The organism is Streptomyces sp. NPDC018693, assembly GCF_044391385.1.
Taxonomy (GTDB): domain Bacteria; phylum Actinomycetota; class Actinomycetes; order Streptomycetales; family Streptomycetaceae; genus Streptomyces.
This window is the reverse complement of record NZ_JBIRZZ010000003.1, coordinates 427,482-449,797: the sequence shown is the minus strand read 5'-3', so window position 1 is coordinate 449,797 and position 22,316 is coordinate 427,482. Positions and strand designations below refer to the sequence as shown.

At 71.0% G+C, this 22,316-nt stretch carries 22 protein-coding genes and 2 pseudogenes; 11 read left to right on the top strand and 13 right to left on the bottom strand.

The features are described from left to right. Nucleotides 1-37: 37 nt before the first annotated feature. Both ACH5AC_RS10395 and ACH5AC_RS10390 read left to right on the top strand, forming a co-directional pair. Nucleotides 38-586 carry a CGNR zinc finger domain-containing protein gene (locus tag ACH5AC_RS10395; protein WP_398861304.1) on the top strand — a complete coding sequence of 183 codons (549 nt, stop codon included), beginning with the start codon at nucleotides 38-40 and terminating at the stop codon, nucleotides 584-586. A gap of 195 nt (nucleotides 587-781) precedes the next feature. Continuing rightward, entirely contained in the window at nucleotides 782-4,090 is a 3,309-nt protein-coding gene (locus ACH5AC_RS10390) for a S8 family serine peptidase (RefSeq protein WP_398861303.1), read from the top strand. Between the two features lie 66 nt (nucleotides 4,091-4,156). On the opposite strand, the gene ACH5AC_RS10385 is transcribed toward ACH5AC_RS10390, so the two are convergent. Together ACH5AC_RS10385 and ACH5AC_RS10380 are read right to left on the bottom strand one after the other, a co-directional pair. Then, nucleotides 4,157-4,696 carry a hypothetical protein gene (locus ACH5AC_RS10385; RefSeq protein ID WP_398861302.1) on the bottom strand — a complete coding sequence of 180 codons (540 nt, stop codon included), beginning with the start codon at nucleotides 4,694-4,696 and terminating at the stop codon, nucleotides 4,157-4,159. Continuing rightward, on the bottom strand, nucleotides 4,684-5,394 hold the full coding sequence (locus ACH5AC_RS10380; RefSeq protein ID WP_398861301.1) for a hypothetical protein: 711 nt from the start codon (nucleotides 5,392-5,394) through the stop codon (nucleotides 4,684-4,686). The genes ACH5AC_RS10385 and ACH5AC_RS10380 overlap by 13 nt, the downstream gene beginning before the upstream one ends. Nucleotides 5,395-5,639: 245 nt before the next feature. Between ACH5AC_RS10380 and ACH5AC_RS10375 the strand changes: the two genes are divergently transcribed. The 3 genes from ACH5AC_RS10375 to ACH5AC_RS10365 all read left to right on the top strand — a co-directional run bounded on the left by ACH5AC_RS10375 (nucleotide 5,640) and on the right by ACH5AC_RS10365 (nucleotide 7,631). Then, nucleotides 5,640-6,620 (top strand): LuxR C-terminal-related transcriptional regulator, encoded by a 981-nt coding sequence (locus ACH5AC_RS10375; protein ID WP_398861300.1) that lies wholly within the window; start codon nucleotides 5,640-5,642, stop codon nucleotides 6,618-6,620. 347 nt (nucleotides 6,621-6,967) lie between these two features. Next, the gene (locus ACH5AC_RS10370) at nucleotides 6,968-7,333 is read left to right on the top strand and encodes a hypothetical protein (protein WP_398861299.1); all 366 of its coding nucleotides are present in this window, start codon (nucleotides 6,968-6,970) and stop codon (nucleotides 7,331-7,333) included. 109 nt (nucleotides 7,334-7,442) lie between these two features. Beyond that, nucleotides 7,443-7,631: a hypothetical protein gene (locus tag ACH5AC_RS10365; RefSeq protein WP_398861298.1), complete on the top strand. Its 189-nt coding sequence runs from the start codon at nucleotides 7,443-7,445 to the stop codon at nucleotides 7,629-7,631. Nucleotides 7,632-7,767: 136 nt separating this feature from the next. On the opposite strand, the gene ACH5AC_RS10360 is transcribed toward ACH5AC_RS10365, so the two are convergent. Both ACH5AC_RS10360 and ACH5AC_RS10355 read right to left on the bottom strand, forming a co-directional pair. Continuing rightward, nucleotides 7,768-8,898 carry a hypothetical protein gene (locus ACH5AC_RS10360; RefSeq protein ID WP_398861297.1) on the bottom strand — a complete coding sequence of 377 codons (1,131 nt, stop codon included), beginning with the start codon at nucleotides 8,896-8,898 and terminating at the stop codon, nucleotides 7,768-7,770. A gap of 1 nt (nucleotide 8,899) precedes the next feature. Continuing rightward, a complete protein-coding gene (locus ACH5AC_RS10355; RefSeq protein WP_398861296.1) occupies nucleotides 8,900-9,448 on the bottom strand; it encodes an RNA polymerase sigma factor in 549 nt (182 codons plus the stop codon). 355 nt (nucleotides 9,449-9,803) lie between these two features. Between ACH5AC_RS10355 and ACH5AC_RS10350 the strand changes: the two genes are divergently transcribed. After that, complete coding sequence (locus ACH5AC_RS10350; protein WP_398861295.1) at nucleotides 9,804-10,820, top strand: aspartate-semialdehyde dehydrogenase; 1,017 nt, start codon at nucleotides 9,804-9,806, stop codon at nucleotides 10,818-10,820. A gap of 55 nt (nucleotides 10,821-10,875) precedes the next feature. On the opposite strand, the gene ACH5AC_RS10345 is transcribed toward ACH5AC_RS10350, so the two are convergent. The 3 genes from ACH5AC_RS10345 to pepN all read right to left on the bottom strand — a co-directional run bounded on the left by ACH5AC_RS10345 (nucleotide 10,876) and on the right by pepN (nucleotide 14,688). Further along, nucleotides 10,876-11,433: a GNAT family N-acetyltransferase gene (locus ACH5AC_RS10345; RefSeq protein WP_398861294.1), complete on the bottom strand. Its 558-nt coding sequence runs from the start codon at nucleotides 11,431-11,433 to the stop codon at nucleotides 10,876-10,878. Beyond that, on the bottom strand, nucleotides 11,430-11,846 hold the full coding sequence (locus tag ACH5AC_RS10340) for a UTRA domain-containing protein (protein WP_398861293.1): 417 nt from the start codon (nucleotides 11,844-11,846) through the stop codon (nucleotides 11,430-11,432). Before ACH5AC_RS10340 ends, ACH5AC_RS10345 begins: the two co-directional genes overlap by 4 nt. 265 nt (nucleotides 11,847-12,111) lie before the next feature. Beyond that, nucleotides 12,112-14,688: an aminopeptidase N gene (pepN, locus tag ACH5AC_RS10335; protein ID WP_398861292.1), complete on the bottom strand. Its 2,577-nt coding sequence runs from the start codon at nucleotides 14,686-14,688 to the stop codon at nucleotides 12,112-12,114. 165 nt (nucleotides 14,689-14,853) lie between these two features. Here pepN and ACH5AC_RS10330 point away from each other — a divergent pair, with 165 nt between their 5' ends. Beyond that, nucleotides 14,854-15,264 (top strand): hypothetical protein, encoded by a 411-nt coding sequence (locus tag ACH5AC_RS10330; RefSeq protein ID WP_398861291.1) that lies wholly within the window; start codon nucleotides 14,854-14,856, stop codon nucleotides 15,262-15,264. After that, the gene (locus tag ACH5AC_RS10325) at nucleotides 15,261-15,815 is read left to right on the top strand and encodes a DUF1203 domain-containing protein (RefSeq protein ID WP_398861290.1); all 555 of its coding nucleotides are present in this window, start codon (nucleotides 15,261-15,263) and stop codon (nucleotides 15,813-15,815) included. Before ACH5AC_RS10330 ends, ACH5AC_RS10325 begins: the two co-directional genes overlap by 4 nt. 87 nt (nucleotides 15,816-15,902) lie before the next feature. Here ACH5AC_RS10325 and ACH5AC_RS10320 read toward each other — a convergent pair whose 3' ends face one another. The 3 genes and pseudogenes from ACH5AC_RS10320 to ACH5AC_RS10310 form a co-directional block, all read right to left on the bottom strand. Further along, nucleotides 15,903-16,448, bottom strand: a complete 546-nt coding sequence (locus ACH5AC_RS10320; RefSeq protein ID WP_398861289.1) for an NUDIX hydrolase — start codon at nucleotides 16,446-16,448, stop codon at nucleotides 15,903-15,905. Between the two features lie 10 nt (nucleotides 16,449-16,458). Then, nucleotides 16,459-17,517 (bottom strand): annotated as a pseudogene (locus ACH5AC_RS10315) (adenosylhomocysteinase). After that, nucleotides 17,504-17,929, bottom strand: a complete 426-nt coding sequence (locus ACH5AC_RS10310) for an ATP-binding protein (protein WP_398861288.1) — start codon at nucleotides 17,927-17,929, stop codon at nucleotides 17,504-17,506. Before ACH5AC_RS10310 ends, ACH5AC_RS10315 begins: the two are co-directional and overlap by 14 nt. Nucleotides 17,930-18,081: 152 nt before the next feature. Between ACH5AC_RS10310 and ACH5AC_RS10305 the strand changes: the two genes are divergently transcribed. Together ACH5AC_RS10305 and ACH5AC_RS10300 are read left to right on the top strand one after the other, a co-directional pair. Further along, nucleotides 18,082-18,624: a GntR family transcriptional regulator gene (locus tag ACH5AC_RS10305; protein WP_398861287.1), complete on the top strand. Its 543-nt coding sequence runs from the start codon at nucleotides 18,082-18,084 to the stop codon at nucleotides 18,622-18,624. Next, complete coding sequence (locus tag ACH5AC_RS10300) at nucleotides 18,621-19,400, top strand: GntR family transcriptional regulator (protein ID WP_398861286.1); 780 nt, start codon at nucleotides 18,621-18,623, stop codon at nucleotides 19,398-19,400. The genes ACH5AC_RS10305 and ACH5AC_RS10300 overlap by 4 nt, the downstream gene beginning before the upstream one ends. Before the next feature lie 101 nt (nucleotides 19,401-19,501). Here the strand turns inward: ACH5AC_RS10300 and ACH5AC_RS10295 are convergent, their stop codons facing one another. Both ACH5AC_RS10295 and ACH5AC_RS10290 read right to left on the bottom strand, forming a co-directional pair. Next, nucleotides 19,502-20,722: an RNA-guided endonuclease InsQ/TnpB family protein gene (locus ACH5AC_RS10295; protein WP_398861285.1), complete on the bottom strand. Its 1,221-nt coding sequence runs from the start codon at nucleotides 20,720-20,722 to the stop codon at nucleotides 19,502-19,504. A 308-nt stretch (nucleotides 20,723-21,030) separates the two neighbouring features. Then, nucleotides 21,031-21,144: pseudogene (locus ACH5AC_RS10290) on the bottom strand (AhpC/TSA family protein); the annotation flags it as partial. Between ACH5AC_RS10290 and ACH5AC_RS10285 the strand changes: the two are divergent. Next, on the top strand, nucleotides 21,091-21,270 hold the full coding sequence (locus ACH5AC_RS10285; protein ID WP_398861647.1) for a hypothetical protein: 180 nt from the start codon (nucleotides 21,091-21,093) through the stop codon (nucleotides 21,268-21,270). The pseudogene ACH5AC_RS10290 and the gene ACH5AC_RS10285 overlap by 54 nt on opposite strands. Nucleotides 21,271-21,281: 11 nt before the next feature. Here the strand turns inward: ACH5AC_RS10285 and ACH5AC_RS10280 are convergent, their stop codons facing one another. Further along, nucleotides 21,282-22,205 (bottom strand): EamA family transporter, encoded by a 924-nt coding sequence (locus ACH5AC_RS10280; RefSeq protein ID WP_398861284.1) that lies wholly within the window; start codon nucleotides 22,203-22,205, stop codon nucleotides 21,282-21,284. Nucleotides 22,206-22,316 lie beyond the last annotated feature (111 nt).

The following is a 22,316-nucleotide window of genomic DNA, read 5'->3' as shown; positions in this document are numbered from 1 at the left end:
CGTACCCTTAAGTGGTTAGTACGCAAGGAGGCCCCGGATGCCCAAGCCCCACGACCCCCGCCCCCTCATCGGCGAGCCGCTCGCACTCGACCTGCTCAACACACGATGGGTGGGCGACGGCGCCCTGCGGGACCTGCTCCGGGACACCGAAGGACTGGCGGTGTGGCTGGCCGCCAACGGCCTCGACGCCGACTTCGCCGCCGACGCGACGACCCTGCGGCACCTGCTCACGACGCGGGACGCACTCCGCTCGGCCGTGGACGCGTCACGCACGGACGATGCGCACACCGCCCGCGTCGACGCCGTCCTCGAACACGGCCGCATCCGCCCCACCCTCACCGCCGAAGGCCCCGGCGAGCGGACGGAGTTCCGCGACCCGGCCTGGGGCCCGGCCTGGCTGGCCGCCCGTAACTACCTGGAACTCCTCACCGCCGCGCCCGACCGGATCCGCAAGTGCGCGCACGAGGCGTGCGTCCTGCACTTCTTCGACACCTCCCGCAACGGCACCCGCCGCTGGTGCTCCATGGCCGCCTGCGGCAACCGCGCCAAAGCCTCCCGGCACTACGCGCGCTCGAAGGACACATGACGACGCGTCAACGCGTCACCACAACACCTCACGGGTATGTCACGGCTGTCCCCGTCCGCCCGTAATGCCCATCGCGGGTTTTCCCCATAGATCCATTTCGATTCGGTCAACTCTCCCCATATTCCCTTCCCTTGCATAAAGCTGTGCGATCGTCCGACGCACGTTCGCCCGTTCCTTTATTCGCAAGGGATGCCGATGACCCACACCCCCCATAGCGGTTCGACACCGGTCACGAGACGCGTGGCGCGCACAGCCGTCGCCGCCGGTCTCGTGGCCGCGTTGTCCGCTGCCGGGCCGATTCCGCTGGCCTTCGCCGCGACCGCCGACGAGCCGGTGCCCGCGCCCGCGCCGAGCGCCTCCGTCAAGTCCGCGGACGACAAGCTCGGTTCGGACGACGCCCAGCTGCTCGCCGAGGCGAAGGCCGAGGGCGAGAAGACGGTCACCTTCATGGTGGCGACGAAGCCCGGCCAGACCGAGCAGGTCAGCGACCAGCTGAAGGCCGCCGGCGGCACCCTGATCGGCAAGACCGACGACAAGCTCGGCTATGTCCGCGCCACGGTCCCGACGGCCAAGGCCGAGAAGACCATCACGGCCGCCACCAAGCTCTCCTCGGTGGAGGCGATCGACCTCCGCCACGAGATCGCGCTGGACGACCCGTCCCCGGGCGCCGCCGCCGACGCCTCGGCCGCCTCCGGTGCCGGTTACCCCGCGCCCGGCAAGAAGACCCCCGCCAAGAACCCGTACAACCCGTCCTTCGAGACGGGCGCGGTGGACTTCGTGAAGGACCACCCGAAGTACGACGGCCGTGGGATCACCATCGGCATCATGGACTCCGGTGTCGACCTCGGCCACCCGGCGCTGCAGAAGACCACCACCGGCGAGCGCAAGATCGTCGACTGGGTGACCGCCACCGACCCGGTCACCGACCGTGACGGCACCTGGCTGCGGATGAGCGCCTCGGTGACCGGCCCCGTGTTCACCGCCGGCGGCCGCACCTGGAAGGCGCCCGAGGGAGCCCACAAGCTGCAGCTGTTCGCCGAGTCCGCGACCCGCGGCGGCGACATGGCCGGTGACCTCAACCGCGACGGCGACACCACCGACGTGTGGGGCGTGCTGTACGACGCGGCCGCCGGCACCGTCCGTGTGGACCTCGACAACGACGGGGACTTCACGAACAACGAGGCCATGAAGCCGTACAAGGACGGCTTCCAGATCGGCTACTTCGGCACGGACGACCCGTCGACCGCGGTCGCCGAGCGCATCCCGTTCGTCGTGGAGATCCGCAAGGACGTCACCTACAACACGGCCGGTGACAAGGCGGACTACGTCAGCATCGGCGTCATCGAGGGCCGGCACGGCACGCACGTCGCCGGCATCACCGCCGCCAACAGCCTGTTCGGCGGCAAGATGAACGGCGCGGCACCCGGCGCCAAGCTGGTCTCCTCCCGGGCCTGCACCTGGACCGGCGGCTGCACCAACATCGCGCTCACCGAGGGCATGATCGACCTCGTCACCAAGCGCGGCGTGGACATCGTCAACATGTCGATCGGTGGTCTGCCCCCGCTGAACGACGGCAACAACGCCCGTGCGGCGCTCTACACCCGCCTCATCGACGAGTACGGCGTCCAGCTGGTGATCTCCGCCGGCAACGAGGGCCCGGGCACGAACACCATCGGCGACCCCGCTCTCGCCGACAAGGTGATCAGCGTCGGCGCCTCCATCTCCAAGGAGACCTGGGCCGCCAACTACGGCTCGGTCGTGGAGAAGAAGTACGCGATGCTGCCCTTCTCCTCCGCGGGCCCGCGTGAGGACGGCGGCTTCACCCCGACGCTGACCGCGCCGGGCGCCGCCATCAACACCATCCAGACCTGGTCGCCGGGCGCCCCGACCGCCGAGGCCGGCTACAGCCTGCCTCCCGGCTACGCCATGCTCCAGGGCACCTCGATGTCCTCCCCGCAGGCCGCCGGCGCCGCCGCACTGCTGCTGTCCGCAGCCAAGCAGCGCGGCATCGAGCTGTCCCCGCTGACCCTGCGCACCGCGCTGACCAGCACCGCGAAGCCGATCAAGGGTGTCGCGGCGCATGTCCAGGGCTCGGGTCTGATCAGCATCGTCCGGGCGTGGGACGCCATCAAGGACGGCGCCACCGCGCACGACTACACCGTCAAGGCGCCGGTCGACACCGCGATCGACCAGCTGCTGAAGGAGCCGGGCTTCGGCACCGGCCTCTACGACCGTGAGGGCGGCCTGAAGGTCGGCCAGAAGAAGACGTACGACGTCACCATCACCCGTACGTCCGGCCCGGCCGGCACGGTCGAGCACGAGCTGGACTGGAAGACCAACGACGGCACCTTCAAGCTGCTCGGCGACGACGAGGTGAAGCTGCCGCTGAACAAGCCGGTCACCGTCAAGGTGCAGGCGAAGGCGAAGACCGCCGGTGTGCACAGCGCCATCCTGGAGCTGGACGACGAGGACACCGAGGGCGTCGACAAGCAGATCCTGACCACGGTCGTCGTCTCGCACGAGCTGGCCAAGCCGTCGTACGCGTTCTCCAAGTCCGCCTCCGTGCAGCGCAACAGCAGCCACTCCTACTTCGTGACGGTGCCGGAGGGCGCGAAGACCCTGGAGGTCGCGCTCGGCGGGCTGAAGGGCAAGAGCCAGACGCGCTTCATCTCGATCCACCCGTACGGCGTGGCCGTCGAGGACAGCTCGACGATCTACTGCTACCCGCACTACTCGCTGCCCGACAACCCCAACACCTGCCGTCCCGACCTGCGCACGTACACCGACCCGATGCCGGGCGTGTGGGAGATCGAGGTCGAGTCGCGGCGCACCTCGCCGTACCTCGACAACCCGTACCAGCTGGACGTCTCGGTGCTCGGCACGGTCTTCGAGCCGGCCGTGCGGACCGTCCCCGAGGCGACGGTCGGTACGCCGGTCACCGCCGAATGGACCGTGACCAACGACTTCGCGGCCCTGGAGGGCAAGCTGGAGGGCGGCTCGCTGGGCTCCGCGAAGATCGGGACGCCCACCATCGGCCACCACGAGACGCAGCAGACCACGGTCGTCGTCCCCGAGGGCGCCGAGCGGTTCGACGTGTCCATCGGCTCGACCTCCGACCCGGGTGCCGACCTCGACCTGTACGTCGTCAAGGACGGTGTGACCGTCGGCCAGTCCGCCGACGGTGACTCGGAGGAGTCGGTCAGCCTGACCGAGCCCGCCGCCGGGACGTACACCATCGTGATCGAGGGCTACAGCGTGCCGGCGGGCACCACGACGTTCGCCTACCGCGACGTCTTCTTCTCCGCCGACCTCGGCACGGTGAACGTCGACACGGCCAGGACGGTCTCCATCGCCAGCGGCGCGTCCGCGACGATCTCCGGTGAGGTCGTGGCGAAGTCGGCCGGTCCCGAGGGCCGTCAGCTCTTCGGCGAGGTCCGGCTGATCAACGCCCGGGGCACGGCCGCGGGCGTCGGCACGGTCGTGATCGAGAAGGTCACCGGCTGACGCCGACATGCATGAAGGGGCAGGGGGTGGATGCTCCCCTCGTGGCACCCTCCCCCTGCCCTTCCCTCACTGTCCGACGGACAGTGCCCAGCGCACCTGCGACCCCGCGGTCACCTGCAGTACGGCGTCCGCGCGCGCCCTCTTGAGGGCGAACTGGTTGTAGGTGCTGCTGACCTCTCCGGCGACGCACTCCAGGGGGAAGGAGAGTCCCGTGGGTTTCAGCTCCACGGTGAGCGTTCCCTCTCCCTGGCAGTTGACGGCGATGGACACCGGTCCGGCGCCCACCCCGTCCTTCAGCGGCACGACGCCGTTCCCCCGCGCGTCCGCCACTTCCGCGATCACTTCGCCGTCGAAGACCTGGGGCGCCTTGGTCACGGACTCCCCGTCGATGTGCTCCGCCCGCCGCGTCTCCGCGGTCGGACTCCCCGTGGGTTCGGGCGACTTGGCCGCCGCCCCGGCCGGCGCGGGTTCCGTGGACGTGGTCGGCGTCCCGTTCCCGTTACCGCTGCCGTTCCCGCTCTCGCTCCCTGAGCAGCCGCTGCCCAGCGCGGCCGCCAGACAGACCGCGGTCACCGCCACGGTCCGGCGCCAGGTCAGCTCTCCCATACGTACCAGCCGACCTTCAGCGGCGAGTAGCTGGTGATGGTCTTCTTCGCCGACGTCTGGCAGTTGTCGTAGATCTTGTAGCTGGTGCCGGTGTTCTTCAGCCGGTAGACGCCGTACTTGGCGTTGGTCGTCTTGCCGGGCGGGGTGGACGCCGTGACGTTGTTGCCGAGCTTGGCGGTCAGCGAGGCGTGCAGGTTGACGTCGTACTTGCCCTCGATCTTGGTGAGCATGGTGTTGACGCTGACGGTGAGACCCGCGGTGACGCTGACGCCGACCGTGCCGGACACCTCGGAGGTGAACTGCGAGGTGATCGTGCGGGAGGTTCTGTTGGTGTTCGAGAGGGTCGCCCCCACGCCCTTGTGGTACTGGCCGCCCTTGGTCTGCGGGATGTAGACGTTGGCCCGATCGCAGATCTCGCGGTCGGGGGTGTCGCCGCCGGGCTTGGGCGGCCTGGGCAGCTGCAGGTCATCGTTCGGGTCGGTGCCCGGCTCCTGCGCGGCGTCCCCGGGGGCGACCTCGCTGAGGCCGGTCTCCTCGGGCTCGGCGGGCGGCTGGGTGCCGATGACGATCTCGTCGGCGACCGGGTCGGCCTCGTTCGCGAAGGCGGCCGGGGCGGTCGAGGCGAGGGTGCTGAGGGCGACGGTCGTCACGGCGAGGCGAGCCGCCTTGCGCCAGGTGGAACCGGAGTGCGTGGGCATGCGTGTATTCCCCTTGAGGGTACGGAAGTTGAAGAAGGCCGGGAACGAACCGGAATCGCGTCGTCGGCCCCGTTGCCATGAGATTAGGCCCACCCGTGCCGCCCGGGACCGCTTCCCGGCTGGCACCCGGTGGCCATGGCCGGATCCTGCCAGCGGGCTTTCCCGGTCGGCCGGTTGCGGAAGATCCGGTACCGTCGGCCCAGCTGACCTGACCAGTCACCGATTTTCGCCAGGGGGCACGCACCTTGCTGGATTCCATCGGCATAGACGACTCGACGCACGACGTCTACCGGGCCCTGCTGCTGCACCCGTCCTGGACGCTGGAGGACATCGCCCGGGAGACCGGACTCACCCCGGCCGAGGCTCGTGCCGCCCTCGACCGGCTCACCCAGCTGTCCCTGCTGCACGAGGCCACCGACCACCAGTTCGTGCCGGTCAGCCCCGACGTCGTGTTCTCCCCGCTGCTGCTGCGCAAGGAGGCCGAACTCGACGAGCAGCGCGCGCGGTTGTCCAAGGAGCGCGCCGCGCTGGCCGAGCTGGCCTCCGAGTACACGGCCATCACCGCCCATCGGGCAGGCAGCGGGGTGGAGCGGCTGGAGGGCGTCGACGCGGTGCGGGTCCGGCTGATGGAGCTGGCGCACGGCGCCCGGTCCGACGTACGCACCTTCGCGCCCGGCGGGGCGCTCAGCGCGGCGGCGCTGGAGGCGGGCCGGCCGCTCGACGAGCAGAACCTGGCGCGTGGGGTCCGGATGCGGACCGTCTATCTCGACAGCGTCCGCAACGACTCCGCGACCGTCGAGTACGCGACCTGGCTCGCGTCCATCGGGGGCGAGACCCGGACCGTGCCGACGCTGCCGATGCGCATGATCCTTTGCGATCGCAGCGCGGCCGTGATCCCCATCGACCCCGACGACAGCCGGCAGGGAGCCCTGCTGATCCGCTACCCCAGCATGGTGCGGGCCCTGGAGGAGCTCTTCGACCTGGTCTGGGAGAACGCGGCGACACTCGGCGAGGCGCCCCAGGACCCCTCGGCGGACGCGCCCACCGACCGGGAGGCCGCGCTGTTGAAGATGCTCGCGGCGGGGATGACCGACGAGGGCATCGCCCGCAAGATGGGCGTCTCCCTGCGCACCGTCCGCCGCAACACGGCCGACCTGCAGAAACGACTCGGCGTCCAGAGCCGGTTCCAGGCGGGGGCGGAGGCGGTGCGGCGGGGGTGGTTGTGAGGCCGTGACTGGCGGGGTGCAGGTGCCCGGTGGTGGCGATGGTGGCTGTGTGGCGGGCACGGCTGGGGAGACACGCGGGACCGCACGGGTGGCTGGGAGGCTGGTGACCGCGGGGCGGGGCTGTGAGGAGGCCCGACGGGCGGGGTGCGGAGGCGGGACGGCGTGGCTGTGAGGGGGGTGCCCGGCCGGCGCGCGGGTGGTGGTGCGGCGCGGTGGTTGTGAGGTGGGCGACGGGCGGGGTGGGGTGTCGGTGCGGTGGGTGGGGTGGTGGCCGGTCGCTGCCATGACCGCTGGCTGTCAGGTGTGACGCGGGGTTCCGGGGCGGTCCGCTGCCTAAGGTCGGGCAGGTGTACGCAGTCAAGGTCGTCCTCCTGCCCCCGCCGCCCGGGCCCGTGGTCTCCCACGGCGCCGCCCCGCCGGACGGCACGCTCGGCGAGCGGTGGGTAGAGGACGTCGCCCGGCTGTGCGGCGCGGCTCCCCGGCCGGGGATCGCGCATGTCTCGCCGGCCCGTTGGGGGACGTCGTTCGTGGCCATGACGTTCGCCGAGGCGGCGACCCTGGACGAGGCGACGCACCTGGCCCGGCGCGGCTGGGAGTACTGGCTGGACCTGCCCGGGCCGCTGTCCGGATGGACGCTCGGCGGCTGCGCCCCCGACCGCTATCTGAGCGCCCCGTGGGGCGTGCGGCCGTCGTCGGGCGCGGGGCTGGCATGAGGCTGCCATGTCCGCCTCATGCCAGCGGAGATGTGGTGACAGGGACATGGGCGACGCAACATGATCGTGTCCGCAGACGCTTGGGAACGAAGGATTGCAGAGGCACAGCATGAATCACATCACCAGGCGAGCCGTTCGGGCCGCCCTCGGCAGCGCGGCGGTCATCGCGGCCCTGGCACTGCCCCTGACGCTCGGGGCCTCCGCCGCGTCCGCGGCGGACGGTGAACCGCAGCTGCCCAAGGCGGAGAAGCCGATCGAGGAGACCGGCAGCTGGGTGTGGGACAAGAACGAGCCGTAGGAGCCGGAGAGCTTGTACGGCTGGGAGGGGCGGGCGCGCGGGGGGCGCCCGCCCCTTCGCCATGTCAGACGTACGTCCTGGTCAGACGTCCGTCATGGTCAGGCGTACGCCATGGCGAGGGCGTACGTCATCGTCCTCACTCGCCCGTCTCACAGGTCCGGCGCTCCGCCTGGGGCAGCGCGCGCCCGAGCGACGACCGTTCCCGCGCGATGTCGCTCTCGCCGACCGCCCACACGTCCGGGGAGGCCGAGCCAGGCGACAGGCCGACAAGGACGTGGTCGCCCTCGGCGAGCAGCGGGTCCAGGTCCCGCGGCAGGATGATGTCGAGGTACACGCCGGCGGCGGCCGTCTCCGGCTTGTACGAGCGGGTGACGCGCAGGGTGACGCGCTGGTCGTCGGCACCGGCCGCCCGGACGTCCGTCACATCGCCCTCGACGACGGTACGAGCACAGGCGAGGTACGCGGGATCGCCCAGGGGGCCACCGTACGCCTCCCCGTAGTCCGCGCCCGCCCCGGAACTGGCCTGCACCCCCTTCTCATCGGCACCGGCCCCGAGGTCACTCGCCCCGTCGGCCCCGATCCGCGCGACCAGCAACCCCGCACCCACCACCAGCACACCGGCGGCCGCCACGCCCACGCCCCGCAGGGCCACCCCCAACAGCCGCCGCCGGGACCGCCGCAACGGCACAACGGAGCCAGGCCCCGCCCCGGCCGGCTCCCCCGCCCCACCACCGGCCCCGGGCGTCCCCTCGACACGCGCGTCCGCCGACCCAGCGGCTCTCTCGACAGACGCATCCAAAGCCCCATCCAAGGCGGCCGACCCCTCGCCACGCGCCCCCGCCGACGCGGCCGACTGCCCGGCACGGGCATCCGCCGAGGCGGGCATCCCCTCGACACGCGTATCCGCCGGCCCGGCCGCCCCCTCAACACGCGCGTCCGCCGTCGCAGCCAACTCCGCTCCACGCCGCCCCGGCGAGGCAGCCGGTCCTTCGGCGGGCGGCCCCGCCGAGGTGGCCAGGTCCTCGACGCGCGGCTCCGTCGGCTCAGCCGCGCCCTCCGTACCCGCGTCCGCCGGTGTGAGGGCCTCGCTGATCAGGGTCTCGGCGAGGGTGTGGAGCCGGCTGCGCAGGTGGGTCAGGTCGGCTGTGGCAGATCGGTGTTCGGCCATGAAGGCGGGGTCCGCGCGTTCCTCGTCGGAGAGGGGCGCGTCGGTGAGTGCGGCCATCAGGGGGTCGCGGGCGCCGGGCTCGTCGTGTGCGGCGGGCATGTCACACCACCTCGTCCTCGTGCAGGCGGGCGCGCAGGGCCCGGACCGCCGTGTGCAGGCGGCTCTTGACCGTGCCCTCCGGGACGCCGAGCTCCTCGGCGATGGAGCGCACCGGCAGATCGGCGTAGAAACGCAGGACGACGACCTGGCGCTGGGCGGCGGGCAGCTCGTCGAGGCCCTGGGCGAGGGCCACGGAGAGGACGCTGCTGTCCTCGCCGGAGGGCTGTTCGAGCTGGCGCAGCGAGGCCAGCCGCTCCCCCAGCCGCTCCTGGCGGCGCTTCGCGCGGTGCCAGTCCATCGCGAGGTTGGAGGCGACCACCGCCGCCCACGCCGAGACGTCCCGGGGCGCCTCGTGGCCCCCGGCGGCCCGCTCCAGCAACCGCAGGCGGACCTGCTGCACCCCGTCCAGCAGGTCCGCCTGCGGTACCCCGCCGAGCGCGAGCACCGCCCGCACCCGGCGTTCCTGCGCCGCGTCCAGCGGATCGTCGCCGTGGCCACCCCCGTCGGCCACGACCGTCCGCCGGCCGCGGCGGGCCTTCCCACGCAGCACCGCAGGCCCTCCCCTCGCCGCGTTTTCCCTATGACGCCGGTGGGGGTGGAAACGTTCGACGGGGTTCGAAGAGATTTCCGCGCCGCGCAGAGGCGTACGTCACACTGCCGTGTGGGCGAGCGCCCGACGGGCAGGCGAGCTTGCGGCGCCGGGGCTCACTGGAGCGAATTTCTGCAGTTCAGCTGGGGTGCGAGCGGTTTTTCCGCAACCGGTGATCGCCGCCGGGCGTCCCATGGAATGACCAGCGGCCCCAAACGATTGGACAGGTGGGCCGGGGTCGGCCGCATGATGGAAAAGCCTCGGCCAAGCCAAGCCGCACATGGGCAACACGCAGGAATCGAGACAGGGAGTCGCCGTGAGGGTCGGAATCGTCGGAGCCACCGGTCAGGTCGGCACGGTCATGCGCAGCATCCTCAAGGAGCGGAACTTCCCGGTCACCGAGCTGCGCCTGTTCGCCTCGGCCCGCTCGGCCGGGTCGGTCCTGGACGGTGTGACGGTCGAGGACGCGGCGACCGCCGACTACACGGGCCTGGACATCGTGATCTTCTCCGCGGGCGGCGCGACCTCGAAGGCGCTGGCCGAGAAGGTCGCCTCGCAGGGCGCCGTCGTGATCGACAACTCCTCGGCCTGGCGCCGGGACCCCGAGGTGCCCCTGGTGGTCTCCGAGGTGAACCCGCACGCGATCGCGGACCGCCCCAAGGGCATCGTCGCCAACCCGAACTGCACGACCATGGCCGCGATGCCGGTCCTGAAGCCGCTGCACGCGGAGGCCGGCCTGGAGGCGCTGGTCGTCGCCACCTACCAGGCGGTGTCCGGCTCCGGCGTCGCGGGCGTGGCGGAGCTGCACGGCCAGGCGCAGAAGGTGATCGCCGACGCCGACAAGCTCACCCATGACGGCTCGGCGGTCGACTTCCCCGAGCCCGGCGTGTACAAGCGCCCGATCGCCTTCAACGTCCTCCCCCTCGCCGGCTCGATCGTCGACGACGGCCTGGGCGAGACGGACGAGGAGCAGAAGCTCCGTAACGAGTCCCGCAAGATCCTGGAGATCCCCGAGCTGAAGGTCTCCGGCACCTGCGTGCGCGTCCCGGTGTTCTCCGGTCACTCGCTGCAGGTCAACGCCCGTTTCGCCCGCCCGATCAGCCCCGAGCGCGCGACCGAGCTGCTCGCCGGCGCCCCCGGTGTCGCCCTCACCGACATCCCGACGCCGCTCCAGGCGGCCGGCCAGGACCCGTCGTACGTGGGCCGTATCCGCCGCGACGAGACCGTGGAGCACGGCCTGGCGCTGTTCATCTCCAACGACAACCTCCGCAAGGGCGCCGCGCTGAACGCGGTGCAGCTGGCGGAGCTGGTGGCGGCGGAGCTGAAGGGCTGACGCGCTCCCCGACCGTACGTACCTGCCCTCCCCCGCCGGGGAGGGCAGCGTCGTTTCACAGGGCCTTGCGCCACTCCGGGGCGAGCACCGCCCAGACCTCCTCGTCGTGCCGTACGCCGCGGTGGAGGTGGCTCTCGCGCAGGACCGCCTCCCGGGTCATGCCCAGTCGGCGGGCGACCGCGATGCTCGGTTCGTTGCCCGCCGAGACCACCCACTCCACGCGGTGGATGCCCCGCTCGTCGACCGCCCAGTCGATGATCGTGCGTACCGCGCGCGTCACCAGCCCGCGCCCGGTCGCCGCCGGCTCCAGCCAGCAGCCCGCCTCCGCGACGCCCATCGCCACCTCGAACCGCCGGAACAGCACCGCGCCGACCAGCCGCCCCTCGGCCCGGATCCCGTACAGCCGCCCGGTGTCGGCGGCGGCCCGCTCGGCGTAGGTCCGCAGGAAGGACCGCGCGGAGTCCAGGTCGGCCACCACGTCCGGCAGCCCGTTGAACCGCCCGATGAACTCCCGGCCGCGGTCGATGTGGGCGAGGAACTCCTCGGCGTGGCGCGGTTCCAGGGGTGCGAGCGTGGCGCCGTCGGCGCCGAGGGACATCGCGTGCGTGGTCATTCGGCCAGTCTCCTCTGGTGAGTTGCAGGACCGGCTCGTGCGGGTCCATCCGCAGGGCCTTGCGCTCCTGCGCGCCGGGCATCCGGGCGGTCACGTCCTCCCGCACCAGTCACCGCGCCGCCGGGGATCTTCCTCTTCTCGGCGAGGCGGGTGCCGCGGGCGAGGGCAGCGGGGTAGTACGTGTCGGTCAACTCGCACCGGTCCCCGTCGAGTTCGATCACCCTGCGACATACGACCACCGTCTCCCCCGGCGCCAGTCCCAGCAGCGCGGCGGCCTCGTCCGGAGCGGCCACCTCACCGGCGTACACGATGCGCTGACCACCCTTGCCTCCCCGCGCGGCCGCCTCGGCGCCCCACGCGTCCGGCTGTTCCTTCTCGCGCGGTGTCAGGTACGGCATGAGGTGCTGACCCACGTGCTGTCGTTCACGGTGTCCTCCTGCCGGGTGGCCGTCCATGCCGCTTACACGCATAGCAGCACGCTTGAGATGGGAAGACGGTGGTCAAGCCTGGAGCGGCTCCCACGATGAGCCGGTGCCCGAGACACTCCCCCGGGGGGCGGCCTGGCCGGCCAGGGGAGTGAGCACCTCACCGGCGTACGTGATGTGCGGCGGCCTCGCGGCCCACGATGGGGGCGCCCCGTGCGAACACCGGGCGCCCCCATCGACGTAGGGCGAAGGGCTACTCGCTCGCCGCCGCGTCCGCGCCCTGGGCCTTCAGGGCGCGTTCCACGCCTGCGCGGGACTCCGAGACCAGGCGGCGGAGGGCCGCGTTGGGCTCGGCGGTGGTCAGCCAGGCGTCCGTCTTGGTCAGGGTCTCGGCGGAGACCTGGATGGTCGGGTAGAGGCCGACCGCGATCTGCTGGGCGATCTCGTGGGAGCGGGAGTCCCAGATGTCCTTGACGACCTCGAAGTACTTGTCGGTGTACGGGGCGAGCAGTTCGCGCTGGTCGGTCTGGACGAAGCCGGAGATGACGGCTTCCTGGACGGCGTTGGGGAGCTTGTCGGACTCGACGACCGACGCCCACGCCTGGGACTTGGCCTCGGGGGTGGGGCGGGCGGCGCGGGCCGTGGCGGCGTGGCGCTCGCCGGCGGCCGTCTTGTCGCGCTCGTACTCGGCGGCGATCTCCGCCTCGTCGAAGCGGCCGACGGCAGCGAGGCGCTGCACGAAGGTCCAGCGCAGCTCGGTGTCGACGGCCAGGCCCTCGATGGTCTCGGAGCCGTCCAGCAGGGCCGCCAGGAGGTCCAGCTGCTCCGGGGTGCGGGCGGTCGCCGCGAAGGCGCGGGCCCAGGCCAGCTGGTGGTCGCTGCCCGGCGCGGCGGACCGCAGGTGGTCGAGCGCGGCCTCGGTCCAGCGGGCCAGCAACGCCTCGCGGCCCGCCGGGGCCGCGTACAGGTCGATCGCCAGCTTCACCTGGCGGTGCAGCGACTGCACGACACCGATGTCCGACTCCTTGCCGATGCCGGACAGGACGAGGGAGACGTAGTCGCGGGTCGCCAGTTCCGCGTCGCGCGTCATGTCCCACGCCGACGCCCAGCACAGGGCGCGGGGCAGGGAGGAGTCGAAGTCACCCAAATGCTCGGTCACGAAGGCCAGGGACTTCTCGTCGAGGCGGACCTTCGCGTAGGAGAGGTCGTCGTCGTTGAGGAGGATCACGTCCGGGTGGTGCTTGCCCGTCAGCTGCGGTACGGCGGTCAGGTCGCCGTCGACGTCGAGTTCGACGCGCTCGTCGCGCAGCAGCTTGCCGGAGTCGGCGTCGAGGTTGTACAGGCCGACCGCGATGCGGTGCGGGCGCAGGGTCGGCTCGCCCTTGGCGCCCGCGGGAAGCGCGGGGGCCTCCTGGCGGATCGCGAAGGAGGTGATGACACCGTCCGCGTCCGTCTCGACCTCGGGGCGGAGGATGTTGATGCCCGCCGTCTCCAGCCACTTCTTCGACCACGTGCTCAGGTCGCGGCCGGAGGTCTCCTCCAGCGCGCCGAGCAGGTCGGACAGGCGGGTGTTGCCGAAGGCGTGGCGCTTGAAGTACGCCTGGACGCCCGTGAAGAACTCGTCCATGCCGACGTACGCGACGAGCTGCTTCAGGACGGAGGCGCCCTTGGCGTACGTGATGCCGTCGAAGTTGACGAGCACGTCGTCGAGGTCGCGGATCTCCGCCATGATCGGGTGGGTGGACGGCAGCTGGTCCTGGCGGTACGCCCACGTCTTCATCGAGTTGGCGAAGGTCGTCCAGGAGTGCGGCCAGCGCGACTCGGGCGCGTACGCCTGGCAGGCGATGGACGTGTACGTGGCGAACGACTCGTTCAGCCACAGGTCGTTCCACCACTCCATGGTGACCAGGTCGCCGAACCACATGTGGGCCAGCTCGTGCAGGATGGTCTCCGCACGGACCTCGTACGCGGCGTCGGTCACCTTCGACCGGAAGACGTACTGGTCGCGGATCGTCACCGCGCCCGCGTTCTCCATCGCGCCCGCGTTGAACTCCGGCACGAACAGCTGGTCGTACTTCTTGAAGGGGTACGCGTAGTCGAACTTCTCCTGGAACCAGTCGAAGCCCTGCCGGGTCACCTCGAAGATCGCGTCCGAGTCGAGGAACTCGGCGAGGGAGGGACGGCAGTAGATGCCCAGCGGGACGGACTGCCCGTCCTTCTCGTACACGCTGTGCACGGAGTGGTACGGGCCGACGATCAGGGCCGTGATGTACGACGAGATGCGCGGCGTCGGCTCGAAGACCCAGACGTCGTCCTTGGGCTCGGGCGTGGGCGAGTTGGAGATGACCGTCCAGCCCGTCGGCGCCTTCACGGTGAACTGGAAGGTGGCCTTCAGGTCGGGCTGCTCGAAGGACGCGAAGACACGGCGGGCGTCCGGCACCTCGAACTGGGTGTAGAGGTACGCCTGCTCGTCGACCGGGTCGACGAACCGGTGCAGGCCCTCACCGGTGTTGGTGTACGCGCAGTCCGCGACGACCCGCAGGACGTTACGGCCCTGCAGCAGGCCCGGGAGCGCGATCCGGGAGTCCTCGAAGACCTCGGCGGGGTCGAGCGGGTCGCCGTTGAGCGTCACCTCGTGCACGGCCGGCGCGACCAGGTCGATGAACGACTCCGCGCCGTTCTCGGTCACGTCGAAGCGCACCGTGGTCACGGACCGGTAGGTACCGCCCTCCTGCGCGCCGGAGAGGTCGAGATCGATCTCGTACGAGTCAACGGTGAGCAGCTTCGCCCGCTGCTGCGCCTCTTCGCGAGTCAGGTTTGTGCCAGGCACGCGGTCATCTCCTCGTTATGTGTGGGTTCGGTCATCCTTCCACGGGGGCGGGGCACGCGGCGACGGGGAATCCCCTCGACTCACCGGGAGCCGTCGACCCGTCGGGAGGGTGTGGGGGCGCCGCGTGGTGCAACCGTCGGCGCTGGTCACGCGTCGTTGAGGGACGTGATCGACATCCCAGGAGATCCCGTCACCGGACACCCTGGCCCCGAGGCGCTCGTCCTCGACTGCGCGCGCCGCCTCCACGCCGACCCCGGGGGCGAGGCGGCGTACGTATGGGTGGCCGGGCTCGCGCAGACGGCCCCGTATCTCGCGGGCGAGCCCGGTCCGGAGGCCGAGGGGGAGGCCGTCGAGGCGCGGCTGGCCGCCGCGGCGGCGCTCGGCGCGCGGGACTGCGAGCACGCGGCACACCCGTACGAGGAGCACCTCGACCGGCTCGCCGAGGACGAGTGCTGCCGGCAGGGCATACCCACCGGATACCTGTTCGCCGACACACCCGAACGGCCCCGTCCCCCGAGTGCCAGGTCCGAATCCCGCCGGTATGCCGGGCGGCGACGCGCCAGCCTGGCCGCATGACGACGACCCGCATCGCGCGCCCGCAGCCCATCCCGCCGCACGCCCTCAAGGAGTTGCTCGACCGCGACGACGCCGGCCGCCCCTCGGCCCCCATCACCGACACTGAGGGCGGCTCGCCGCTGCGCTGCTGTCTGCGGCACAGCGATCCCGGCGAGCGGATCGCGCTCGTCTCCTACGCACCGCTGCGCCGCTGGGCGGCGGAGACCGGTGCCGAGCCCGGACCCTACGACGAACAGGGCCCCGTCTTCATCCACGCCGACCCCTGCGCCGGCCCCACTGCCCCCGGCCTCCCCTTCACCAACGCCCCCCGCGTCCTGCGCCGGTACTCCGCCGAAGGGCGCATCCTCGGCGGCCGACTGGTCGCGACCGACTTCGACGCCGCCCTGCGGGAGGCGTTCGAGGACCCGGCGGTGGCGCTGGTCCATGTCCGGGCCGTGGAGTACGGGTGCTTCCTCTACGCGGTCGAGGGTGCCGTCAGCTCGTCGAGTGCGGTGAGGATGGTGGAACGCGCCCTGAAGGCCCAGGACGCGGACGCGGCGGCGGGCGAGTAGCCCTTCGCCGTACGTCGATGGGGGCGCCCGGTGTTCGCACGGGGCGCCCTCGCTCGCTCGCCGTGCGCGGCGCGCCGGTGCTCGGGTTCATCCACGCAACGCGTCGAGAACCCGCTTACGGAGCGTCGCGTCCTCGATGACGTCGGCAGGGCGCCAACTCGCGGCAGTGACCTCCTCTGTCTGCAGTTCGATGACGTCGACCGAGGCCCGGAAGAGGAACCGGAAGTCAAAGTGCCGGTGGTCCGGCTCGCCCTTGGCTACGTTGGCCGGGATGGGGTGAGCGTCGATGTGTACGGGATGGCGCCCAGCCGGAATGACCGCACCGGTGGGAATTCCGGTCTCCTCACTCAACTCCCGCCGTGCGGCCGTCAGGAGGCTGCCGTCCTCCGGTTCGAGGTGCCCGCCGGGGAGCAGCCAGCGGTTCAGGGCGAGGTGTTTGACATGAAGCACTCGGCCCGTCGGATCGGCAAGGATCGCCCCGGCCGTGACGTGGCCCCGGAATTCCTTGCGGCTGGCAACGTCGGCGCCGTCGTCAAGGAGTTCGGACAGGGCAGCAAGTCCCTCCTTCTCATCAGGGTGGACGTCGAAGTAGTCGTCGAGGTTCGCGCGGATGTGATCGGCTGTGACGGCCACGGTGGCCTCCTCACCTGTTGAAGTAGTCAAGCCAGGTCGCTGCGATGGTGGCACGGTCAGTCGGGTCCACCTCGTGCATGCCCGGTTCGAGTCCGCCGCGGGCCAGCACGGCGGCAGCGGCGAGTATCTCGGCCTGTACCAGGAAGATGAACGGTCCCACGCTGGCGCCGTGCAGGAAGTTGACCGGCGTTTCCTCCGTTCAGGAGGTAGAAGTAGTGCCCGGTAGTCAGGTACCGGGTGATGTGCCGACCGACGTGGGCACGCTCGTAGACGTCGGCAAGATTTGAAAGTTCGAGTTCGTCCTCGCTGCTCGTCACGGTGGCGACTAGGCCCCGTTGCGCAGCAGCCCAAAGTCCTCCCCGCGCAAGGACAGTGCGCCCGTCGCACACAGGACGAGCCCGGCTCCTTCGAGACCCTCGTACACCGTGACGCGCACACCCTTGGCATGTAGCAGGCGGGCGATGCTCGATCCCAGCTTGCCGAACCCGATCACGAGCGCGTTACGGCCGTGCAGGATGTCGCCCCGACTGCGCATGAGCGCCTCGGTCGAGAAGACAACGGACTGTCCTACAAGGTAGTCCTCGGGGTCCTTGAGCGGTGAGCGGGCCACTGAGACGACCGGGCAGGGCAGCTTGTCGAGCGCGGCGTAGCGGCGGTGCCCGTTCTCGGTGTCCTCGACCACGCCGAGAATCCGATTCGAGAAGCGGTCGCACAGGGCGTCGAGCGACGGGGCGAAGTAGCCGCCCACGTCCAGGAGGACGACCGGGCATCCTGCGGCGCGCGCCTCGATGTAGTGAGTGGCTCGATCGGGGTCGGTGAAAAGCTCGCGTGACAGCTTGTCGCAAGCGTGGCCACTGTCCTCGATCTGGCGGAGGGCATCAGAGTGCACGGACTTGGGCTTGGGCAGTACTGCCCGCAGGTCCGTCACCCGGGCCACGCCTCGCACGAACGCCGGCCGCTCGGGCAGCAGGTGTGTGATCAGGAAGGCGGCCGGGCGCTCGGCCGGAGTGAAGTGTCCCGCGATCCGTCCGAAGTAGGCGTCGAGGCGGGCACGTTCAGACGCTTCCATGGCTGGGTCGGACCCCCTCCGGCTCCGAGTAACCGATCTTGAAAACGGTCCACACCGTCTTGCCTGGGCGCTCCGCGGTTACTCCGAAGTCATCGGCGAGAGCCTCGACGAGGTTCAGACCCCGGCCACCGCACTGCTCGGTGCTGCCTCGGACCGTCTGCGGACGCCCGCCTCCGCTGTCGCGGACCGCAACGCGGATCAGTGGACCGTCGGCGTCCAGCGTCAGGCAGAACTCCCGTCCCGGCGGGACACCGTGTAACAGGGCATTCGTGGCGAGCTCCGAGACGCACAGCCGTACGTCGTCGTGCCGATCGCGGTATCCCCAGTCCGTGAGCGTCTCAAGGGCGAAGGCACGTGCAGCGCCCACGGATCTGCGAGTGCGGGGGAATCGGCGTTGCCGCGACAGGGGCACAGCGCATCACCGCCTTGTTCCTGTGGGGTAGGTCGAGGTAACCATATCGCCATTCGCGAAAAGCAGAAAGGTGCTGGCCGGAAGTCGGACGACCTGAGCAAGTCGCTTAACGTGTAAAGCGGCAAGGTCGAACACCCGCGCAGGAGGACACCGTGAACGACAGCACGTGGGTCAGCACCTCGATGCCGTACCTGACACCGCGCGAGAAGGGGCAGCCGGACGCGTGGGGAGCCGAGGCCGCCGCCCGGGGAGGCAAGGGCAGTCAGCGCATCACGTACGCCGGTGAGGTGGCCGCTCCGGAGGAGGTCGCCGCGCTGCTGGGCCTGGCGGCGGGCGAGACGGTGGTCGTACGTCGCAGGGTCATCGAACTCGACGGGGAGCCCTGCGAGTTGACCGACACGTACTACCCCGCTCCCATCGCCGCCGGCACCCGCCTCGCCGAGAAGGGAAAGATCCCCGGCGGCGCGGTGACCTACCTCGCCGAGCGGGGGTACGTCGGCGCACGGGTGCGTGAGGACGTGACCGCGCAGATGCCCGGCGCGCAGGAGCGTGAGGTCCTGCGGATGAGGGCCGGCGAGCCGGTCCTGAGGCTCAGCAGAGTCACCCTGGACAGCGACGACCGGCCCTTCCAGGTCGACATGATGGTCATGCCGGCCCATCGGCAGCGGCTGCGGTACGAGATGCGGATCGGATGACAGTGCCCACTACCGACACAGACTCCTCGGACAGGCGCTCGCTCCATGAGCGGATCGCCGCCGACCTCCGGGACGAGATCATGAGCGGCGATCTCGCGCCCGGCACCCACCTGCCGTCCACGGCACAGCTCAAGGCACGGTTCAACGCCGCCAACGCCACCGTCCAGAAAGCGCTCCAGCTCCTGAAGGACGAGCGGCTCGTCGTCGGGCGCGCCGGAGCGGCGGTCACCGTGCGTGAACACCGGCAGGAGACCGTACGTCCGGCCGCGTTCATGGCTCCTGCCGCGCCCGGGCAGCCCTATCGCCGGCTGACTGAGGCGGCGAAGCGGGGCCGCCGGGCCCACAGCACATTGCTGGAGGTGGCGGAGGTTCAGCCCTCTGCCGATGTTTCTGCCGCTCTGGGTCTCGCCGACGGTGAGACAGCCGTGCTGCGGCACGAGATCCTCGCCGTCGACGACGAACCGGTCGAACTAGTCAAGTCCTACTACCCGTTGGCCATCGCCCAGGGAACCGCCATCACGGACCACCGGAAGATCAGGGGCGGCACCCCGGCTCTCCTCGCTGAACTCGGATTCCCTCCACGCCTGAGCGTGGACCGTGTCTCCGCCCGGATTCCGACCCAGGAGCAGCACCAGGCCCTGAGCCTGCCGAGTGATCTCCCCGTGCTCCGCACGCTGCGCGTCGTCTACAGCGACGACGACCGGCCCATCGAAGCAACTGTCATGGTCAAGGCCGGCCATCTCCACGAACTGCAATACGAGTTCACACCGGGCTGACCAACTCGTCGAGTGCGGTGAGAATGTCGGCCGGTTCGGCGCGGGTCGTGTAGTCGGTGTGGTTGAATCCTCCCCTCCCTGAAGGGAAGGGGATTCCTGGCTCAGGCCGCCTCCTGGAGCAGCGCTCCAGGAGGTCTTCCGCCATCAGCACCAGCCGGGTTGAGACCAGCCCGGACGAGCATCACGCGGGCGGAGTTCTTGTCCCTGGGGGACACGTTTCCGCACGCGGTGCAGGTGTAGGTGCGCTCACCCAGCGGCAGGCGATGCTTGGCTCTCGCATCGCAGCGTGCGCAGTCCATCGTGGTGTGCGCGGGGTGGACGAGGCGGATGTCCCGCCCGTGCTTGTGGCCCATCTCGATCAGAGCCTTCTTGGTGGCGTCGATGGCGGCGTCGGCGGCCTTGCGGGCCATGGTCGTTTTGGCCAGGAATTTCGGGCGGAAGTCCTCGACGGCGATGGCGTCGTGGTCTCGGACGACCTTCTTGGCCCACTTGCGGCCGGTGTCCTCACGCTGCCTGGCGACCTTCTTGTGCGCCTTCGCCCGCAGTCTCCTCGCCTCGCGGTAGCCCTTCGAGGCGGGCTGGCCCTTCGCCGGCCTGCGGCGGGCCATCATGCGGTCGTACCGGGTCAGCTGCGCCTTCGCCTTCCTGCCGTGCCCGGGATGCGGCAGGTCGTGCGCGTCGGAGGTGGTGGTCGCGGTCTCCTTCACGCCCCAGTCGACGCCGAGCACACGGCCGGTCTCCGACAGCGGCTGGACCTGGGCGGGCACGACGAACGAGCCGTACCAGTGGCCGAGGCTGTCCTGGTACACACGCACCGAGGACGGCCCGGTGGGCAGTTCCCGCGACCACACCACGCCTGCGACGATGCCGCCCGCCAGATGCAGCCGCCCGTCCTTCAACCGGAACCCGCGCCGCGTGTAGTTGAGGGTCGGCAGCGCCTCGCGCTTCTTCTTGTACCTGGGCATCCCCGCCCGGCGCGCCATGGGCAGGCGCGCTTCGATGTCCTTGTGCGCCTTGGCGCGGGAGCGGCCGAAGTCGCGGATGACCTGCTGCTGGACCACCGACGAGCCCTCACGCAGCCACGGCGTACGGGCACGGGCCTCGGTCAGCATCCCGTCGAGCCGAGCCGGGCCGCACGTGGTCTTCTCGCCGGTGGCCTTGTTGTGCAGGTGGACGGCCCGGGACTTGGCGACGCATTCGTTCCACACCCAGCGGCATCGTTCCCACTCCGCCGCCAGTGCGGTGCGGGCGGCGGACGACACGCGCAGCCGGTACGTGTACCGGGCATGCCCGGCCTCCGCAGCGGCCGTCACCTGCGCCATCTCGCCCCCTCACGCTCCCCGGCCGGGACACCGTGCCGTCCCGAACCCCGCGAAGGACCATACGTACGACAGCCGCACAAACGCACCCCGATCCCGCAGCCACCACCCCCACCAGCGACTACAGGCACACGCGTTCACATCACCTCCGCGATACCGACAGCGGTACGGGCGCTCCGCCCCCTGAACCGGATGCGGCGACACTCCGCGTCGCGACACCCGGATGCGATTCCTCCCCGGCATGAACGCCGGGGCCTCCTCGCAAGAAACAGGTGAAGGCCCGGCGGATGGTGCCGGTGGGGTCGATGACGTAGGCCGTACTGCTTGGCGGTGTCGCAGCCGAGGTCGCTGAGGACGTCGAAGGTCAGGGCGTGCTTCTCGGCGAGGGAGAGGGACTCGTCGGGGATCTGCGGGGAGACGGCGACCCCGACTCTCCGGCCGACGTCCTGGCCCTCCTGGCCCACGGCGTCAACCTGCGCTCCCGCGCGGGGGCGGACGCGGAGCGGCTGCGTCGGACGGTCGCGGCGGCAATCGAGTCGCTGACGGCCTGAGCGGCGGGGGATCAGCGTCGTAGGGCGGCGGCCGTCACCCTGGGGGCCGTCGTGGTCTTCTGGGCGCTGCCCCGGTGGGGCGGGGTGCCCGGGCGGAGCTGGCCCGCCACCGTCGCGCCGAAGGCCAGGGTCATGCCGGCCAGTTGGAGCGGGGTGAGGGACTGGTCGAGGGCGGCCCAGCCGAGGAGGGCGGCGGTCAGGGGGGAGAGGGGGCCGAGGAAGGTGACCTGGGTGGCGGTGAGGCGGCCGATGCCGCGGAACCAGAGCCAGTAGGAGACGGCCGTATTGGCGAGGGCGAGGTAGAGGTAGCCGCCGATGGCGGGGGCGTTGAGGGCGGGTGGGGCGCCTTCTGCGAGCAGGGCGACGGGGGCGATGAGCAGGCCGCCGGCGGTGAGCTGCCAGGCGGTGAGGGCGAGGGGGCCGACGCCCTCGGGGCGGCCCCACCTCTTGGTGAGGACCGTGCCGGTGGACATGGAGGCGGTGGAGGCGAGGGCCGCGAGCACGCCGAGGGTGTCCAGCGTGCCGGTCGCCTTCAGGACGACCAGGCTGACGCCAAAGGCGGCGACAATGCCGGTGAGCAGGGTGCGGGCGGTGGGACGGTGGCCCAGCAGGAGGGCCGAGAGGCCGACCACGAAGAGCGGACCCACCGAGCCGACGACCGCCGCCATGCCGCCGGGCAGGCGGTACGCCGACAGGAAGAGGAGGGGGAAGAACGCGCCGATGTTGAGCGCGCCGAGCACCGCCGCCTTGCCCCACCAGGAGCCGCGCGGCAGCACGCGGGCGAGGGTGAGCAGCAGGAGGCCGGCGGGGAGGGCGCGCAGCAGGCCGGTGAAGAGGGGGCGGTCGGGCGGCAGGAACTCGGTGGTGACGGCGTAGGTGGTGCCCCAGGAGACGGGGGCGAGGGCGGTGAGCAGGATGGTGGCGGATCGGTTCATGGCGGCGGCCGGACCCCCTAGGTAGCTTGACGGAAAGTAGCTTAGCGCTAAGCAACTTTCCGTCAAGCTACTTTCTTGCGGGTGATCGGTCGCCCGGCGGATACTCGGCCC

Bases quoted from the DNA above. Each gene is read 5' to 3' on its own strand.
- ACH5AC_RS10395 (WP_398861304.1), top strand. From the start codon at position 38: ATGCCCAAGCCCCACGACCCCCGCCCCCTCATCGGCGAGCCGCTCGCA.
- ACH5AC_RS10390 (WP_398861303.1), top strand. From the start codon at position 782: ATGACCCACACCCCCCATAGCGGTTCGACACCGGTCACGAGACGCGTG.
- ACH5AC_RS10385 (WP_398861302.1), bottom strand. From the start codon at position 4,696: ATGGGAGAGCTGACCTGGCGCCGGACCGTGGCGGTGACCGCGGTCTGT.
- ACH5AC_RS10380 (WP_398861301.1), bottom strand. From the start codon at position 5,394: ATGCCCACGCACTCCGGTTCCACCTGGCGCAAGGCGGCTCGCCTCGCC.
- ACH5AC_RS10365 (WP_398861298.1), top strand. From the start codon at position 7,443: ATGAATCACATCACCAGGCGAGCCGTTCGGGCCGCCCTCGGCAGCGCG.
- ACH5AC_RS10360 (WP_398861297.1), bottom strand. From the start codon at position 8,898: ATGCCCGCCGCACACGACGAGCCCGGCGCCCGCGACCCCCTGATGGCC.
- ACH5AC_RS10345 (WP_398861294.1), bottom strand. From the start codon at position 11,433: ATGACCACGCACGCGATGTCCCTCGGCGCCGACGGCGCCACGCTCGCA.
- ACH5AC_RS10325 (WP_398861290.1), top strand. From the start codon at position 15,261: ATGACGACGACCCGCATCGCGCGCCCGCAGCCCATCCCGCCGCACGCC.
- ACH5AC_RS10300 (WP_398861286.1), top strand. From the start codon at position 18,621: ATGACAGTGCCCACTACCGACACAGACTCCTCGGACAGGCGCTCGCTC.
- ACH5AC_RS10295 (WP_398861285.1), bottom strand. From the start codon at position 20,722: ATGGCGCAGGTGACGGCCGCTGCGGAGGCCGGGCATGCCCGGTACACG.
- ACH5AC_RS10280 (WP_398861284.1), bottom strand. From the start codon at position 22,205: ATGAACCGATCCGCCACCATCCTGCTCACCGCCCTCGCCCCCGTCTCC.